This window comes from Cyanobacterium sp., assembly GCF_054166785.1.
In genome coordinates, this window is sequence record NZ_JBSZCP010000047.1 from 1 (window position 1) to 18,220 (window position 18,220).

The following is an 18,220-nucleotide window of genomic DNA, read 5'->3' on the forward strand; positions in this document are numbered from 1 at the left end:
ATGGAACGTGCCTCTTTAGATGCAGAGTCGTCAAGCTCTACCGAATGCGGAAGTATGAGGCAACTTGGGGCGAAAAAGCAGATGTCTGCAAAGAAGCGTCAGAAACAGCAATCTCAGAGTAGCGGATTGCTGTAGTTCATTTTGTCTTCTTTCTTCTAGGTGAAGGGGGAAGATTTTTTATCAACTTGAGTTAGTATCATGTTACATTGTGAGCAGTTGTGAGGAGTGAGGGTTAAGAATGAAGGCTTGGTTTGTTTTATTTGTTTTACTGTTTGTTTTGGCTCAGTTTGGGCTATGGGTAAAAAGTTTTATTGCTCCTTTACCGTGGTATATTTTTGGGGGGATTCTATTGGCGATCGCCTCTAATTATGAAAAAGCAATCACCGATTTGATCAATAGTCAGATGAGTAGAGTATTTAAGGGTAATGGGAATGAATAATCAAGAGTTACAACAAGTAGAGATTTACACCGATGGCTCTTGTTTACACAACCCGGGAGCCGGGGGGTATGGGGTAGTGTTACTATATGGAGATCATCGTAAGGAGTTGTCGGGAGGGTTTAATTTAACCACGAATAATCGTATGGAAATTTTTGCGGTCATTGCTGGATTACGTACCCTCAAGAAAAAATGTCAAGTTAGGCTGTACACCGACTCTCAATATGTGGTAAATGCCATCAGTAAAGGATGGGCTCAGAAATGGGAGAAAAATGGTTGGATGCGTAATGCAAAGGAAAAGGCTAAAAACCCTGATTTATGGGCAGATTTATTGCCGCTATGTCGCAAACACGAGGTAGAATTTATCTGGGTTAGGGGTCATGCTGGTAATAAGGAAAATGAAAGGTGCGATCGCCTTGCCTTTGAAGCCGCCCATGGGGCTAATTTACCCCCCGATGAAAACTATTTGCCGTGATTATTTAATTGATGATTAACAAAAAAAATGTAGTAAGATATTAGTACATCATCGGAGCATAGGCAAAAGAAAATGAGTCTAAATATCGTCAATTTAGTAGGTCGTACGGGTACAGATCCAGAGGTTCGTTACTTTGACTCTGGGAGCGTAAAATGTCGTCTCACCCTAGCGGTAAATCGCCCTAGTAAAAGAGATGAAGGCCCTGATTGGTTTGAGCTAGAAATTTGGGGAAAAACTGCGGAGGTGGCCGGTAACTATACTAAAAAGGGTAGTTTAATTGGTATTCAGGGATCTTTAAAAATTGATACCTGGAGCGATCGCAACACAGGAGTAAATCGTTCAAAACCCATCATTAGAGTTGATCGTCTTGATTTATTAGGCTCAAAACGGGACAATGAAAGATACAATTCTGGTAATGATGAATTCTAGGTTTTCATGAAAACAGCCTTAGTCCATGAATGGTTAACTCCCAAAGCCACGGGAGGCTCAGAATTAGTGGTGAAAGAGATTTTACAGTTAATAGATGCTCAACTATATGCACTCATTGATTTTGAGTCTTCTAATCCCCAAAGTTATCTTTATGGACGGGAAATAAGAACATCCTTTCTACAAAATTTTCCCTTTAGTCAAAATGGCATCCAAAATTATTTACCTTTATTACCCATTGCCATTGAGCAGTTAAATCTAACGGAATACGATTTAGTGTTATCTTCCTCCCATGCTGTGGCAAAAGGGGTTATTACTACACCAGATCAACTTCATATCTGCTATTGCCATACCCCCATGCGCTATGCGTGGGACTTAACCTTTGACTATCTCCAACGCACCTCACCCCTAAAAGGATTGGTTGCCCGTTACCTTCTTCACAAAATCAGACAATGGGATGTAATTTCTGCCCATCGAGTAGATTACTTTATTGCCAATTCCAGTCATACAGCCCGAAGGATATGGCGTTGCTATCGTCGAGAAGCGGAAGTAATTTATCCTCCCGTACAAGTGGATGAATTTCCCTTTGAGGCTCGGAAAGAAAATTTTTACGTAATTGTATCCCGTCTTGTTAGTTATAAAAAAGTATCTTTGATCGTAGAAGCGTTTAATAAACTAGGTAAACCTTTAGTCGTCATTGGGGATGGTCCAGAATTTAAGTCCATAAAAGCCCTTGCCAAGCCTAATATTACCCTCTTGGGGTCAGTGGATGATATTACCCTAAAAAAATATTTATCTTCGGCTAAAGCGTTTATTTACGGAGCTTGTGAAGATTTTGGCATTGCCATCGTCGAGGCTCAAGCCTGTGGTACACCTGTCATTGCCTACGGAGGGGGAGGGGCATTAGAAACCGTCATTGATATGCAAACCAATCGGGATACAGGCACGGGTATATTTTTTCTCTCTCAAACCGTAGATTCATTAGTGAATGCGGTTAATACTTTTGAAAATTTAGCCCCCTATGTTAATCCAGAAAACTGCCTTATTAATGCTCAAAAATTTAGTCTTTCGGTATTCCAAAAGTCATACCAAAAATTCATCGATCAATCCATTGACCAATTTAGTGCAAAATAAACAATCAACACACCATAGTTTTGAGTAATAATAAAACAAAATTAATAGATCAACTATTTTCTCTCAATTATCGAGATATTCAATGATAATTAATTAGGTGTGACCAGAGGAGTAACAATGACCATCAATACCCCATTTTTGTTTAAAAAACCTGTGCGTAGTTTTAGAAGCTCAAGGGCGATCGCACAGACTACTATTTCGAGTCGTTATCGTTATAAAAGAGCATTTGATATTATCTTTTCTGCCACAGTATTAATAGTTTGTTTTCCTCTTTACCTAACCATTGCTCTGCTAATCTTGACTAGCTCCCCCGGACCTATTTTTTACTATCAAGAAAGAGTCGGTAAAAATTTTCAAACCTTTAAATGTATCAAATATAGAACCATGGTCAATAACGCTGACCAAATATTAGACCAAATTTTGGCAGAATGCCCCCAGACAAGGGCTGAATTTGAAAGTAATTTTAAACTTAAAAAAGATCCTCGTATTACTTGGATTGGCAGATTTTTAAGAGCGACAAGTTTAGATGAATTTCCCCAATTTTTGAATGTTTTAAAAGGAGATATGAGCATTGTTGGACCTCGTCCTCTCGTGCCTAAAGAGCTTTATATGTACGGTAACAAAATTGAAAAAGTATTAACAATAAAACCGGGTATAACAGGTTTATGGCAAGTCTCAGGAAGAAATGATATTCCTTATAACCGTCGAGTTTTAATGGATGTTTACTATGTTATCAATAATAATTTTATTTTTGATCTTTGGATTATTTTGAAAACAATTTTAGTAATGTTTGCTACGACAAATAATGGGGCTTATTAGATGAATAGCCAAATAAAAAAAATACTCTATTATTTTAAATTTTGAGGGATTAGGATAGGATCCAAACCAACATTAATCAAAGTTTGTTCCGCTTGTATTGCATTCTGATGAATACGAAACACTCCTACTTGCCAGACCATCTGTCCTTGATAGTTGGAACGAAAAGCATCAGGATAAAGTTGCTTAATTATAATTTCGTCAGCAGAATTATTTGTCATAACTACAACTCGGATCAGTTGATTATTAGTATTATTAATAGGGGGGTTATTATTAATAGGGGGGGCAGGAGAATCAAACTCTATATTTTCCCCTTGACTGTTTTGTTCTTCAATTAGTTTTTGTTCTTCTTCTGCTTTTTCTTGCTCAATGCGATCTAATTTAGCTTGATTTTGTCTCATTTGTTCCATAGCAAAAAACCCCCCTGAAACACCAAGACCCACAAGAATCGCAGTTAACAAAATAACGATAATATTGTTATTATTTCCTTTATTGGGAGGTTGATAATAACTTTGACTAAAATTTTGCTCTGAAGGAGATACCACCACCGTGGGATTGTAACTAGAAGAATTCATCTCCCCTCTATTATTCGCAGGAGCAACTAAAACAGTATTTTGGGTATTGGTTTGACTTTGGCTTTGGTGAAGGGCTAAATACATATCTTGGGCGGTACTGTATCTTTGCCCTACTTCCATTTTGATGGCTTTTTGTAATACAGTTTTAAGGTGCGCTGGAATATTAGGTAATGAGCTATCCCAGTCTAGTTGCCCTGTGGCGGGGTTATTGGTAAATTCCATGGGATATTTTCCTGTGAGTCCATGAATCATTGTTAAACCCAAGGCATATAAATCACTACTAAAGAGGGTTCTTCCTGCACTTTGTTCGGGAGCCATAAAGCCCCTTGTACCCACCACCACAGAGCTTACGGTGGAGCCGTTACTCCTTGTCATGGCACCCATGGTTTCTTTGACTGCTCCAAAGTCTATTAATACGGGTAAACCATCACTTTTACGGATGATTATATTTTCTGGTTTGATGTCACGATGAATAATATTCTGACTATGGATATATTTAAGAGTATTGAGTAGGGATGAGAGAATGGCTTCACACCGAGTAAAGTTAATAATGCCTATATCTGCAAGACTTTCTCCTTCTATATGTTCTTGAATTAGGTAAAACTGACCATCTTCTATGAAAGAGGCGTAGAGGGTAGGAATTTGGGTGCAATTTTGCCCTAGCTGTTCTAATACTTGGGCTTCTTTTTCAAATAATTTTTGTAAAAAATTGAGGTTATCAGTTTGATTATGTATCGGTTTCAATTTTTTGATAACTACCAACTTTTCAGAAGGCATCTGGGTATCTTTGGCAATGAATGTTTCTCCAAATCCACCTTTGCCAAGGATGTTAATTACTTCATAACGGTTAACGAGAACAGTATTCATAATACCTTTATTTAAATGATGAAAATTGTAAATATCTTAGTCATTAATCCATATTTCCATCTGATTAGTTGGAGTTTGAAAACCTCTTGCTGATAAATCAACCATTTCAAGATTTCTACTAATACCTCTACTTGCGTAGAATGATTCTATTTCATTTTTTACTGCTCTTGCCAAGGGTAAAGCAGAAGCACTTGAATAACGAATATCATTCTTCCTTATACCATTAATTCGATCAATGTCTCCCCCTATACTCACTCCTCTTGAAATTAAATGATTTTGTAAGGAACGAGCGGTGGATTCATTCGACTGGTAATGAATGTAAATAGTAGCATTAGAAATATCTGGATTATTAACACCAGAGTTATTTCCTGACGAGGTTTGAGGGTTTATTGGATCGGTAATAGAAATATTTGTTGTATTTCTTGCTTGTTGTTCTGCCCTTCTTCTTTCCTCCTCTGCCCTTCTTCTTTCTTCCTCAGCCCGAAGCCTAGCCTGTTGCGCTTCTGAGGCTAACCTTTCCGACTCCAATCGTCTTACTTCTTCTTCCTCTCTTTTTTGTTGTTCCTCAATGAGTTTTTGTTCCGCTTCCGCTTTTTCTTGTTCGATGCGGTCTAACTTTGCTTGATTTTCCCTCATTTGTTCCATAGCAAAAAAGCCCCCAGAGACTCCGAGGGCGACGAGAATCGCCGTTAACAAAATGACAATAATATTATTTTTATTGTTATTATTACCTTGATTCGGGGGTTGTTGATAATAACCTTGGCTATAGTTTGCACCACTAACAGGCTGGGGAACACCGCCTTGGTTAAAGTTTTGTCCTGAAGGGGATACCACCATGGTGGGATTATAACTAGAGGGGTTCATTCCCCCTACATTATTGTTGGGAGCAACTAAAACGGTGGCTTGGGAGACGCTTTGAGTTTGACTTTGGTGGAGAGCTAGGTACATATCTTGGGCGGTATTGTATCTTTGCCCCACTTCCATTTTTATGGCTTTTTGCAATACGGTTTTAAGGTGCGCTGGGATATTGGGTAATGAGCTATCCCAATCTAGTTCCCCTGTGAGGGGGTTATTGGCAAATTCGATGGGATATTTACCTGTGAGTCCATAAATCATGGTTAAACCCAAGGCATATAAATCACTACTAAAGAGGGTTCTTCCTGCACTTTGTTCGGGAGCCATAAAGCCCCTTGTACCAAGCACCACAGAGCTTACGGTGGAGCCGTTACTCCTTGTCATGGCACCCATGGTTTCTTTTACTGCCCCAAAGTCTATTAAGACGGGTAAACCATCGCTTTTGCGAATGATGATATTTTCGGGTTTGATGTCACGGTGGATAATATTCTGACTATGGATATATTTGAGGGTATTAAGCAAAGATGAGAGGATGGCTTCACACCGAGCAAAGTTGATGGTGGCTATATCCGCAAGGCTTTCTCCTTCGATATGTTCTTGGATGAGGTAAAATTCCCCGTCTTCGATGAGGTAGGCGTAAAGGGTGGGGATTTGGGTGCAGTTTTGCCCTAGTTGTTCTAATACTTGAGCTTCTTTGGCGAATAGATTTTGTACTAATTCGAGGTTAGCAGTATCACTGTTTAGGGGTTTTAATTTCTTGATGACTACCAACTTTCCAGAGGGCATCTGGGTATCTTTAGCGATGAATGTTTCTCCAAATCCACCTTTGCCAAGGGTGTCCATTATCTCGTAGCGACCGTTAATTATTTCTGCCATCACTTTTACTCGATTGAGGGTATATTTTAATTTTGGGGTATAAAGGCGATCGCGCAGCAACCCTTCGTAATCGCCCATTACCTTTTTTCTTTGCCAATTCCTATAAAAAATAATTTTATAGTTTAATATTAGGATACCCTTTTTTGTCTAAAAAAATAACACTATTAAAAAATTATTATTATTATTAAAAACCATGAATTTTTAGATACCTTAATCATGGAATGAATCTTTTAATAACCATTTAATTTTGGGCAAATTGACGGGCAACATTAAATATTTCACTAGCACGGGGTGAACCCACAAAACGCCAATGCCAAGGCTCATAAGTAACCCCCTGCCGATTATTCCGAGGAAAAGACATTTCAAAACCATATTGATGCGCATTCATCAAAAGCCATTGCCCTGCCCCACTAGATTCAAACTCTGGTTTTAAATCAAGATTTGGTTGCTTTCCATCCCCCATATCTAACGCATAACCCGTATGGTGTTCACTATAACCGGGGGGCGCACTCACCTTTGCCGCCGCTTCCGCCGAACCCCTCCTACCCACCTGATTTCCAAAAAGAGTAGTCTGAGAAGCCACACTACGAAAACCAGAAATCAAAACTAAATCAATGCCCTGACTTTTAGCCCCCTCTTTCATCCCACGAAAAGCCGTGGCCGCTTCTTGATCAAGAAATTCCGTACGGTTGTAATATTTCCCCATATTAACCAATCGCTCTTGGGGGGCTTCTGCATAGGGAAAATGTCCAAAACTTGTCATGGAGAACAAAGAATTATCAACATTTTCAGAGGGCGGTTGGGGGGTTGATAAGGATAAAGGAGGTGGTAAATCTGGAGTAACACTAAAATCCTGTGTTTCATTTTCCACAGAATCATCAACCCTATCAGAAGAAGGAGGAGAAATCAGATTTTCAACGGATTCGGCTTCATCGGGAAGTATTTCCTCCATCACAATGTCCACGGATGATTTATCGCTATTAACTATCACTCCGCTATTATCCATAGAATCACCAGAAAGATGAATCCAGCTAAAAAGTAACACTACTATCAAAGAAGCCAGAAAAAAATTAATAAATTGAAAATTAGAAAATAAAGAGCGCAAAAATTTCATCAAAAAACCATCCCAAATTAATTAACTAATTGTGCAGCCATCCATCCCGTTACCCCCGAAGTAGGATGATATACTCGATACCACAAATACCCCCCCGAGTCATAACCACTATCCAAAATATCAATGCCCTCTCCTGTAACACCAGTACCCACTATTCCATAGGCTGTACCCGGTCCCGAACGAATATTTTTAACCCCCATAGAGCCTCCAATACGGGCATTGGTAGCAACGTTTGCCGTGGGGGGTGGGGAGTTGTTTTCCACGGGGCTAGGGGCGGGGGTTTCCCCTTCGTTAATCTCTATGGGTGGTGAGTTTTCGATTTCCCCTATCAACTCTTCTGAAATTTCTACTTCCCCTTGTGTCACGGTAGCGGTTTGCTGAGAATCTCCCATACGCATAGCAATAAAAAAGCCCCCAGAAACTCCGATGGCAACAAGTATGGCGGTTAATAAAATGATAATGATATTTTGATTACTATCTTGATGGGGAGGGTGTTGATAATAACCTTGGCTAGGGTTTATACCACTAACAGGAGGGGGATAATTTGCTTGGCTGAAGTTTTGTGATGAAGGGGATACCACCATGGTGGGGTTATAGCTAGAGGAATTCACTGCCCCCATATCGTTGTTTGGGGCGACTAAAACGGTGGCTTGGGAGATGGTTTGAGGTTGACTTTGATGGAGGGCTAAATACATTTCTTGGGCGCTATGGTATCTCTGCCCGATTTCTATTTTGATGGCTTTTTGTAAGATGGTTTTAAGGGGCGCTGGTATATTGGGTAATGAGCTATCCCAGTCTAATTCTCCCGTTAAGGGATTATGGTTAAATTCCATGGGATATTTACCTGTGAGGGTATAAATCATGGTTAAACCAAGGGCATATAAATCACTGGCAAATAAAATTTTTCCTGCATTTTGTTCGGGGGCGATAAAGCCTGTGGTAGCGTTAATAGGTGAAGTTTCTGGGGTGGAATGATTAACGGCACCCATAATTTCTGGGATTACTCCAAAATCGGTTAATACGGGTAAGCCATCGTTGTTACGAATAATGATATTTTCTGGTTTAATGTTTCGGTGGATAATATTCTGACTATGAATATATTTTAGGGTACTGAGGAGGGATGAAAGTATAGCTTCACATTGGGCAAAGTTAGTGATGTCTAAATCTATGAGGTTTTTTCCGTCGATATATTCTTGGATGAGATAAAACTGCTCATCTTCGGTAAAGTAGTCGTAAAGGTGGGGAATTTGAGTGGAATTTTGCCCTATTTGCTCTAATGTTTGGGCTTGTTTGGTGAATAAGGTTTGGACTAATTCAAGGTTGTTTTTTTCACTATGGGGGAGTTTTAGTTTTTTGATAACCACTAATTTTTCTGAGGGCATTTGGGTATCTTTGGCGAGAAATGTTTCCCTAGTGTCTCCTTTGTTAAGGTTATTTATAATTTCATATCTATTATTAATTATTTTTTCCATGACAACTTTCCCACCGATATAAACCTTTTTTTAATGATAGCTATTTTTTAAGTAATGGGAATATTTTGAACCTCAATGAATTAGGGTGGGCAATGCCCACCATCTACATAGTTATAGTTTCACTGGCATAATTAAATATTTCATCTGTAAACCACTGAGGGGGGTGACAATGACAGGTTGAATTGCCCCATTAAAGTGAAAGGTAATTTCGTTGGAGGATAAGGCTTTTAAGCCGTCCATTAGGTAACGAATATTAAAACCTATTTCAAAGTCATCCCCTGTGATTTCGGCGACGATACTTTCTTTGGCACTACCTAATTCGTTGGCTTCTACGGATAGAAATAGTTGATCATTTTTACCATCTAAGGTAAATTTAACCATATTATTTTTTTGGTCTAGTAATACGGATACCCTTTCTAAACTTTCAATTATTCTTTTTCTTTCTACTACCATGGTGCGATCGAAAGATGTGGGAATTAACTGATTATAATTAGGGTAAGCCCCATCTAGTTTGCGACTGGTTAAATTTTGCGCCCCCAATTCAAATACCACCTGTCCATCATCCACATAAAGGGCAATACTTTCTTCTTCTTTTGCCATGGTTAAAATCTTTTCTAATTCCCGTAAGGCACGGGCAGGGATTGTCATGGTGAAATTTTGTTCTTCACTGATGGAAATATCATCATCGGTGGTTTCTTCCCCATCCTCGGATACTTCTTTATCATCGGTGGTTTTTACCACGGCTAAACGGTGTCCATCGGTAGCGGCAAATTCGAGGGTATCGAGGTTACGGGTGAGGTGTATCCCTGTTAAAATTTGTTTGGCTTCATCGCCACTGGCGGCAAATAAAGAGCCTTTTAAACCTTCACTCAATGCCGTTACGGGCAACATTAAGGCTTCTTCCTTTTCTACTGCTGGTAATTCTGGAAATTCGTCCGCTGATACTCCCCTAAGTTGAAATTTACCATACATAGAGGCGATCGCAACTGATGGATTATTATCTACTTCGTCAGAATCAAAACTAACGGTAATTTCCCCATCGGGTAAACGACTGACTATATCATTAAATAATTTAGCAGGTAAGGTGATACTACCTCCCTCCTCAACCTCGGCGGCAAAGCTGGTACGCATTCCCAAACTCAAATCAAATCCTGTGAGAGTAACAGTATTTTTTTCACCATCGGCCACTAATAATACATTTCCTAAGATAGGATGGGTAGGGCGACTGGGTACAGCACGACTTACTAAAGATAAGTTATTTTTTAGCTCACTTTGAGAACAGATAATCTTCACGGTTTTTTATGTTGAATATAAATAAATATACTGAATCTATAACTAACGCTGGAGATGGTTAGTTTTACACAGACTCAATATTTTAACTCAGAATCTGATGTTAATTTTTAATGATTTTTTTGAGTAATAAGGTTATCAAAGAATCTTCCTCCAGAATTTCAGGTAGCAAAGTAAAAGATTTTGCTAAATCTAATTCTAAATCTTTCTCTTGAATCTGAATAATTAACTGATAAACCAACTCGAAGTTAATACGGCTAGTTTCATCAAAAATAATAAATTGACCGTTTTTTGTATTATTTAATTTCTCTATTTCTAACTTGCCAACTTTACCTTTTATCTGAGGCTCTCTTTCATCTCTAAATAATAAAAAATGACTTTTAGAATTAGCACTTACTAATTCATTAATATTACGTAATCTGCTACTAAAACTAGAACTACTTATATTAAGAAATCCTATAATAAATTCCTCTTTTTGAGTATTAAGAACAATATGTTCAGGTAATTTTTTATTACCTAATCTTAACTGATTTATTTCTACATTCTGATAATAACTAGCTATCGTTTCCGTAATAGTAATCAATTTTCCAATATCATCAGAGTCAGTAATAATTTGTGGGAGATGGTATTCCTTGATAATATTATTTTTTAACCTTTCTAATGATTCAATTAATTTATCTTTAAAAAATTCATCATCTTTTGTACTATTATTATTCTTCTTTACTGATAATTCTGGGAACATATCAGGTAAAGAAATATTTTCTTCATCATTATATTTTTCTGCTAAAAAGCCATTGGTTAGTTTAGCTATTTGTTGTAAAATATTTTCAAGTTGCTCTACTCTTTTTTCTAAGGTATTGGGAGCATCAAGAATCATACTTTTTTGTGGTGGAAAGAAAGGAAGAGGAATATTTTCAGCCTTATAACGATAATAGTCTGAGGCTCTATTTATAATACTTCTGATGGATGATTGCGATAAAATGTCGGTTAAGTCTTTTTCCGTTAAAAAGTCATTGATAGACAAACCAACAGCTTGGGCTTTGAGGTTTAAAATTTCTCTAATTTGTTCAGCTTTTGGTGGAGATAAGGTAACACAATTTTGGGATAATCTATCAACCACCGAACTATCAAAATAATTTTTGAATTGCTCCCAACGGTCAGGAAAAAGATTTAAAATAACTAGGCTATTGGGTACATGGGTTAAGATTTCTTTAATGGCTAACCCAAAGTTTTCTAAGATATTTTGATTTTGTTTTAATCCTAGTCCTTCTAATTGATCAAATACTATAATTAATGGTTCATCTAGCATTGATAATTTACCGAAAACGGCGATCGCATCCAGGGCAAATTCTTCTCTACTAAGTTCATCATTCCAGTTTTTTAAACCTATCTTTTCGGCTTCTTCTTCGCTTAACTCTTTCCCCGATAACCAACGTCTAATTATATCCTTAAAATCTGAACGACTATAACGACAAAATTTAATCATCCCCCGCAAAATTTCTAAACCATAACCACCAATGGAAAAATTTTCTGACCACCAATTAATAATCGCCCGTTCAATAAAATTCCAATTAGTTTGATAATTTTTATTATCTTCCTCACCGAATGCTTCATATAAACTTAAACTATCATCCCGAAGAGTTTTAATAAATTTTTGAGCTTTAGGATTACTAACCAACTTTTCAATTTTTAATAAAATATTGGTAAAACTATGGGCAATTAAAAGCTCTAGCTGAGTTCTATTTGTACCCTCTACAGACTCATTAAAAGACTCTAAAATGCGACTATATATATGATAAAAAATATAATCAGGATTATTAGGTTGTCTAATAAATAAAACACGATTTCTTACTAATAATTCCTTAGCAATTCTCATAATTAAATGAGTTTTACCCGTACCTGCTTCCCCAATAACAACAGCACCCTTACTCTGATTATTATTGTCTATCTTAACAGCCTTTAAAATTGACTTTAAACTTTCATACTCTGTCTGATAAACTTGCTGAAAATCTAGGTGTGTTTGAAAAGGATTATCTACTCTACTGCTAGTAAAAGGATTAGGATACTGACTTAATTCAGACTTAGAAATAATTATTTTATTCATAGTTTTTATACTAAGTAAATGTAAATACAATTGATGGGTAAATTTTGCATCATATACCGCACTATGGGCTAAATTATCATTGAAAAAGCGATTTTTAACCTTAAGTCTCAGTTGTTTACTAATATAGCTTAGGGAATAGTTAGGATAGTGGGGATAATGCCTTTTTGTAAGTTGAAAAGTACAAACAAATCTACAAATAGGAAACTGTATTGTAGTGGCTTGAAAACTATTTTTTAATATCTTTTTATCATGGGTTGCGGAATGACATATAATATTTTTTCCCTGTAATAAATGATCTAAATCATCAATAATTTGTATTAAAGATTTACATTTAATTTTTTGTGACTCATTATTATAATGTCCTTCTACAAAGGCTTCATAAATTAATTTCCCTTGACTATCGATAATAGCAATTTCCCTAAGAATATCTTGCCCTTCTGTATCAACAACTATGTAATTAGGGTCATTTTTAAACGGTTTAGAATACAATGAAGACTTAAATTTCTCAGAATTATTAATAGAGTTCAAAACAATCTTTGATTTAACGGGTGAGTGTTAATCAGAAGGTAAATGCTCAGGTAACGTACAACAATTAACCTCATCAAGGCAAATTTTACCCCACTGTAGCGCCCAACGAACTAACTCAACTCGATTGTCCGTCTTCGTCTTTGTTAAAATATTACTAATGTGATTATCTACGGTTCTTTTGCTAATTTCTAATTTATCTGCAATATCATTATTAGTTAAGCCAGTGGCTACTAGCTCCAAGATCTCTAATTCTCTTTGAGATAAACTATTGTTGTCGGTATTTTTACCACTCGCCATATTATTTTGCTTTACCTAATTTATCCATAAATATTTACCTATGGTTATTGTAACGAAAAGTCAACATTTATCCCTTGTCTGCTTCTATAATTTTAATTTTTCATGAAACCTTAAATTACTTTTTTCTTGCGTAAACTGCATAAAAGGGATCTTTTGCACCCATACCAAACATTTGTAAAAAAGTAGGTGTTTCGGGTTGTTGGGCTATCACTTCGGGGGGGTTAAATTCAGGTACAGATTGAAAATAGGATTTGGTTAAAAAGATTCTTTGTCTATCAGTGGCATCACGCCAAGCCGTAATAGCTTTTTGGTAAAACATTCGATTAGAAAAGGTAAAGATAGCTATTCCATTGGGTTTGAGGATTCGAGCAATTTCCATGAATATGGCTTCAGGATATTGCAGATATTGAATAGATACGGTACACAATACAGCATCAAAATCTTCATTTTCGAGGGGTAGTTGCAAATTACTATTAAGGTTTTGCAAAAAATAGTGGTCTAATCTCTCATTTTTTTTCAACTCCTCTTCATTCATGCCATGACCTTCTACGTGGCTAAATTTCATTTCTGGGGGAAGATGAGAAACCCAACTACTCATCAAGTCCAATATTTTTGTATTCGGTTTTAATTCTTGACGGTACAAGTTAGTTAATTGACTGATAAAGTTATTGTCAACATGGGTAACAAAACGGGGATAAGCGTAAAATAAAGTGTCTTCGGTGTCGTCTAATTTTACTCTTTGGTGGGGTTGTAATAGCATGACTTTTTCCTTGCTGACAAAATTAAATCGTAATTTTAATTGATAATGGAGAGTGGATAATTGATAATGATAATTTTGGTTTTTTTAGGTTTGTAGTACGTTTTATATATCAACATTTTTAATTTATTTAACAAACCATCGCTAATTAAACTAAATCCCCCAAAAATTGAGGGATTCAAGTTAATTTTAACTATAAATTAAGCTAAAGCAGGAACAGGGATGGTAATGTGAGGATAGAGGGGGAAACGATCGCACAGAGCCTCTACACGGCGTACACAATCGGTTCTAACAGCCTCATCATCAGGGTTTAAGAGGCGATCGGCAATAATATTGGCAATCTCGGTAAACTCAACCTCTTTTAAGCCCCGAGTGGTTTCAGCAGGAGAACCCAAACGTAAACCGCTAGTAACAAAAGGAGACTCAGGATCAAAAGGAACAGTATTTTTGTTCGCAGTGATGCTAGTTTCACCTAACAACTTGTCTGCCACCTTACCAGTCATACCAATGGAGCGTAAATCAACCAAATTCAAATGGTTATCACTACCCCCAGATACCAACTTAAAGCCTCTGTTTACCAACTGAGCACCCAAAGCCTGAGAGTTAGCAATCACCTGACCACAATACGTTTTAAACTCAGGTTTTAACGCCTCTCCAAAAGCCACCGCCTTCCCAGCAATAACATGTTCCAAAGGACCGCCTTGGGTACCGGGGAATACAGATTTATTAAGTTTTTTCCCTAATTCTGCATCACGGGTCAAAATTAAGCCACCACGGGGGCCTCTGAGGGTTTTATGGGTAGTGGTAGTAACTACATCACAATAAGGCACAGGATTGGGGTGATGTCCACTGGCTACCAAACCAGCAATATGGGCGATGTCTGCGAGTAAATATGCGCCTACTTCATCCGCAATTTCACGGAATTTAGCGAAATCGATAATACGAGGATAAGCAGAATAACCACAAATGATTAACTTAGGACGCTCTTTTAATGCTAATGCTCTGATTTCATCATAATCTAGGCGCTCAGTTTCCTTGCTCACACCATACTGACATACTTCAAACCACTTACCAGAAACGTTTACAGGAGAACCATGGGTAAGGTGTCCACCGTGGGATAAATCCATGCCCATAATTTTGTCCCCGGGGTTGAGGAGGGTTAAAAAGACGGCAAAGTTCGCTTGGGCGCCAGAGTGGGGCTGTACGTTGGCCATCTCCGCACCGAATAATTCTTTAGCTCTTTCGATGGCTAAATCTTCCGCTTGGTCAACAAAATGACAACCACCATAATAACGCTTCCCGGGTAAACCTTCCGCATACTTGTTGGTTAAAACAGAACCCTGGGCAGCCATTACCGCAGGAGAGGTAAAGTTTTCACTGGCAATTAATTCGAGGTGACTTCTTTGGCGTTGTAACTCGTTAGAAATAATTTCCGCTATGGCTGGATCTGTATCGGCTAAATAGTTTAGATTAGTTTGGCTCACTTTAATTTATGTCTTAATTATATGTAATACTCCTATATATGATAATCCATTGTGAGCTACAAATTAATTGATAATGGAGAATTGATAATGAATAATAAACTTATCTTTATTCCCTCTGGTTAAGCAATTAAACCCAGAGTTATTGAATTTTATCTATTTTAAGGCAAGGATTTTAAATTGTGAAACTTAAACCTTTAACCAACTAAAAATATCTCCTAGGGTAATTTCTAAATCCGTAGCAAATTCGGGAACTGGAATTAAGTCACTTTCTAACTCAAAATAAAGGGGATGACTATTGCTAGTATAGGTAAAAATTAACTTTTGATTTGGGTCAATTAACCACCCCATTTCAGTGCCATTGGTGAGACAATGAACAATTTTTTTTGTAACTAAACTTTCGGACTGGTTAGGGCTTAATATCTCTATTGTCCAATCAGGGGGTAACAAAAATTTATTAGAAATAGTACCATCTTCATTGACGGGTAAATTTTGCCATTTAAATATTGCCACATCTGGCACAATGGATTTATCTGTAAAAGTACATCTTAGTTTGGGAAAAGCCCATGCAATTTTTGTTTTTTTCATCCCATGGTTAATGATGGTAACAAGTTCTCCTTGAATTGTACTATGTTGTCCTTGGGGCATGGGTTTAGGATAAATATTTCCGTTAATATATTCTTGGGCAGGTTGAGTTTCTGGTTGTTGCAGAAATTGCTCCAAAGTAATGATTTTAGATAGAGCTTGAGTCATGACTTTTATAATGAAGGTTGGTCGATGATAATAATTTTTATTTTAATCTTGACGTTGGGTTCTTGGTGTCTTGGCGAGATATAATGAAAAGTCTATTTTCAACGTATTAATTGATAAAGTGCATACTGCAAAACATATTAATTCACGATCGCCCATAGAAAGAATAAAAATATCAAAAAAAGGAAAAGATCAACTAATTAGGCTCAAAAAAATTACTAAAATAGAAAATTGGAATGTCCTTTGTCGGTGGGCATTTTGTCGCTCCATTGCTGAAGAAAATAAACCAACGCCCTACCCAATTCCTAACGATAGTAATTTAGAAATGACGTGGCAAGTATTTGGGGGAAATATGGCAGATATACTACTATTGGTACTGAAACAACGATGTTATCAAGATGGTTTAGATTTGGATGATGCTACCCTCAAAGAACAGTTTATCCTCCATCTCCATCGGGGTATCGGTTATCTGGTAGGAGATATGAGCTTACGCAATATTGAAGATTTTGTTGGTTTAAACATTATAAATCAAGGAACTAATTCTACGATTAAGTAGTTTTTAAAATAGATTTTTTTTTACACCAATTAAAATTAATTTTACCATGGGTTATTATCCTGTGAGCGACAAAGGAAGCTGAAAAAAATTCTGATGGGATAGTTTTTTGGGCAAAAATCGATGATTTTGCAATTTATAGCGGGTTTAAAGTGTAATTCTGAAAACTGTAAACGGGAGCTATGCCACTCTTAATTATCTTGAGTAAAAGTAATTCTTTATGTTGAGAGGTTAAAATTATTGTAAATTAATATTATGATTATTAAAAAAAACACTCTGGATAATACGCCTAGAGATACAAACAAATAATTTTAGGGTTTCCTTGTTAATTTTTTGATTTTTTTAAGGAAATCTTTTCCATGAACAGATATTTATAAGAGTACACTATATAGGGATCGAGGAGTTTTGTAAATTGGACACACAAAAAGAAAGAATTTTAGTTGTTGATGATGAAGCTAGTATTAGACGAATTTTAGAAACTCGTCTGTCAATGATTGGTTATGATGTGGTAACGGCTGCTGATGGAGAAGATGCGATCGCCACTTTCCACGAAACCCAACCAGATTTAGTAGTATTAGATGTTATGATGCCCAAACTAGATGGGTATGGAGTATGTCAGGAACTACGCAAAGAATCAGACATTCCCATTATCATGTTAACAGCTTTGGGAGACGTAGCTGACCGTATCACTGGACTAGAATTAGGTGCAGATGACTATGTAGTAAAACCTTTTTCTCCCAAAGAATTAGAGGCTAGAATTCGCTCTGTATTGAGACGGGTAGATAAAGATGGAGTAGCTGGTATTCCTAGCTCTGGGGTAATTTCAGTAAACTCTATTCGCATTGATACCAATAAAAGACAGGTTTATAAAGGAGATCAGAGAATTCGCCTCACGGGCATGGAATTTAGTTTATTAGAGTTATTAGTAAGTAAATCTGGAGAACCTTTTTCTCGCTCCGAAATTCTCCAAGAGGTATGGGGATATACTCCTGAGCGTCATGTAGATACTAGGGTTGTGGATGTCCATGTTTCCCGTTTAAGAGCTAAATTAGAGGAAGATCCTAGTAATCCTGAACTAATTTTAACGGCTAGGGGTACGGGATATTTGTTTCAACGTATTTTAGAACCCGGGGAAAAAAGAGTTTCTAGTGGTAGTTAGGGATTAATATTTCACTACATTTTGCGAAAAAACTTGGGTTTAAAGCCTCGCCCTTCTGGGGCGACTTTCCTATGTTTGTGTAAAAAAATAAATTGACACCAAAATCCAGAACAATATAGAACCCATTTGGTATCTAGTAGAATATTGAGAGGAACAAATTGATAAATGGAATAATGGCTTACTCTAGCAGTCTAAGTGATCAAGAATGGGAAATAATTAAACCTCTATTACCAAAGAAAAAAAGAACTTGTCCAC

17 protein-coding genes are annotated in these 18,220 nt (G+C 37.0%); 7 read left to right on the forward strand and 10 right to left on the reverse strand.

What is annotated here, in order from left to right:
- Positions 1-238: 238 nt before the first annotated feature.
- The 5 genes from ACXITR_RS09725 to ACXITR_RS09745 all read left to right on the forward strand — a co-directional run bounded on the left by ACXITR_RS09725 (position 239) and on the right by ACXITR_RS09745 (position 3,290).
- Complete coding sequence (locus ACXITR_RS09725; RefSeq protein WP_457997032.1) at positions 239-439, forward strand: hypothetical protein; 201 nt, start codon at positions 239-241, stop codon at positions 437-439.
- Positions 432-911 (forward strand): ribonuclease HI, encoded by a 480-nt coding sequence (rnhA, locus tag ACXITR_RS09730; protein WP_457997033.1) that lies wholly within the window; start codon positions 432-434, stop codon positions 909-911. The genes ACXITR_RS09725 and rnhA overlap by 8 nt, the downstream gene beginning before the upstream one ends.
- A 72-nt stretch (positions 912-983) precedes the next feature.
- Positions 984-1,340 carry a single-stranded DNA-binding protein gene (locus ACXITR_RS09735; RefSeq protein ID WP_457997034.1) on the forward strand — a complete coding sequence of 119 codons (357 nt, stop codon included), beginning with the start codon at positions 984-986 and terminating at the stop codon, positions 1,338-1,340.
- 6 nt (positions 1,341-1,346) lie between these two features.
- Entirely contained in the window at positions 1,347-2,471 is a 1,125-nt protein-coding gene (locus ACXITR_RS09740) for a glycosyltransferase (RefSeq protein ID WP_457997035.1), read from the forward strand.
- A gap of 117 nt (positions 2,472-2,588) precedes the next feature.
- Positions 2,589-3,290 carry a sugar transferase gene (locus ACXITR_RS09745; protein ID WP_457997036.1) on the forward strand — a complete coding sequence of 234 codons (702 nt, stop codon included), beginning with the start codon at positions 2,589-2,591 and terminating at the stop codon, positions 3,288-3,290.
- Positions 3,291-3,319: 29 nt separating this feature from the next.
- On the opposite strand, the gene ACXITR_RS09750 is transcribed toward ACXITR_RS09745, so the two are convergent.
- The 10 genes from ACXITR_RS09750 to ACXITR_RS09795 form a co-directional block, all read right to left on the reverse strand.
- Entirely contained in the window at positions 3,320-4,729 is a 1,410-nt protein-coding gene (locus ACXITR_RS09750; protein ID WP_457997037.1) for a protein kinase domain-containing protein, read from the reverse strand.
- Positions 4,730-4,765: 36 nt separating this feature from the next.
- On the reverse strand, positions 4,766-6,538 hold the full coding sequence (locus tag ACXITR_RS09755; RefSeq protein WP_457997038.1) for a protein kinase domain-containing protein: 1,773 nt from the start codon (positions 6,536-6,538) through the stop codon (positions 4,766-4,768).
- 163 nt (positions 6,539-6,701) lie between these two features.
- Entirely contained in the window at positions 6,702-7,574 is an 873-nt protein-coding gene (locus ACXITR_RS09760) for a M15 family metallopeptidase (protein WP_457997039.1), read from the reverse strand.
- A 17-nt stretch (positions 7,575-7,591) separates the two neighbouring features.
- On the reverse strand, positions 7,592-9,046 hold the full coding sequence (locus tag ACXITR_RS09765) for a protein kinase domain-containing protein (RefSeq protein WP_457997040.1): 1,455 nt from the start codon (positions 9,044-9,046) through the stop codon (positions 7,592-7,594).
- 111 nt (positions 9,047-9,157) lie between these two features.
- Entirely contained in the window at positions 9,158-10,339 is a 1,182-nt protein-coding gene (gene dnaN / locus ACXITR_RS09770) for a DNA polymerase III subunit beta (protein ID WP_457997041.1), read from the reverse strand.
- A 100-nt stretch (positions 10,340-10,439) separates the two neighbouring features.
- Positions 10,440-12,968: an exonuclease domain-containing protein gene (locus ACXITR_RS09775; protein WP_457997042.1), complete on the reverse strand. Its 2,529-nt coding sequence runs from the start codon at positions 12,966-12,968 to the stop codon at positions 10,440-10,442.
- A gap of 27 nt (positions 12,969-12,995) precedes the next feature.
- The gene (gene pedR, locus ACXITR_RS09780) at positions 12,996-13,265 is read right to left on the reverse strand and encodes a photosynthetic electron transport-dependent transcriptional regulator PedR (protein WP_457997043.1); all 270 of its coding nucleotides are present in this window, start codon (positions 13,263-13,265) and stop codon (positions 12,996-12,998) included.
- Positions 13,266-13,380: 115 nt separating this feature from the next.
- On the reverse strand, positions 13,381-14,025 hold the full coding sequence (locus tag ACXITR_RS09785) for a class I SAM-dependent methyltransferase (RefSeq protein WP_457997044.1): 645 nt from the start codon (positions 14,023-14,025) through the stop codon (positions 13,381-13,383).
- A gap of 197 nt (positions 14,026-14,222) precedes the next feature.
- Positions 14,223-15,506 (reverse strand): serine hydroxymethyltransferase, encoded by a 1,284-nt coding sequence (gene glyA / locus ACXITR_RS09790; RefSeq protein ID WP_457997045.1) that lies wholly within the window; start codon positions 15,504-15,506, stop codon positions 14,223-14,225.
- A gap of 186 nt (positions 15,507-15,692) precedes the next feature.
- Positions 15,693-16,256, reverse strand: a complete 564-nt coding sequence (locus ACXITR_RS09795; RefSeq protein WP_457997046.1) for a Uma2 family endonuclease — start codon at positions 16,254-16,256, stop codon at positions 15,693-15,695.
- A 136-nt stretch (positions 16,257-16,392) separates the two neighbouring features.
- Here ACXITR_RS09795 and dndE point away from each other — a divergent pair, with 136 nt between their 5' ends.
- Complete coding sequence (gene dndE, locus ACXITR_RS09800) at positions 16,393-16,809, forward strand: DNA sulfur modification protein DndE (protein ID WP_457997048.1); 417 nt, start codon at positions 16,393-16,395, stop codon at positions 16,807-16,809.
- A 409-nt stretch (positions 16,810-17,218) separates the two neighbouring features.
- Positions 17,219-17,965, forward strand: a complete 747-nt coding sequence (gene rpaB / locus ACXITR_RS09805; protein ID WP_457997047.1) for a response regulator transcription factor RpaB — start codon at positions 17,219-17,221, stop codon at positions 17,963-17,965.
- Positions 17,966-18,220: the final 255 nt, after the last annotated feature.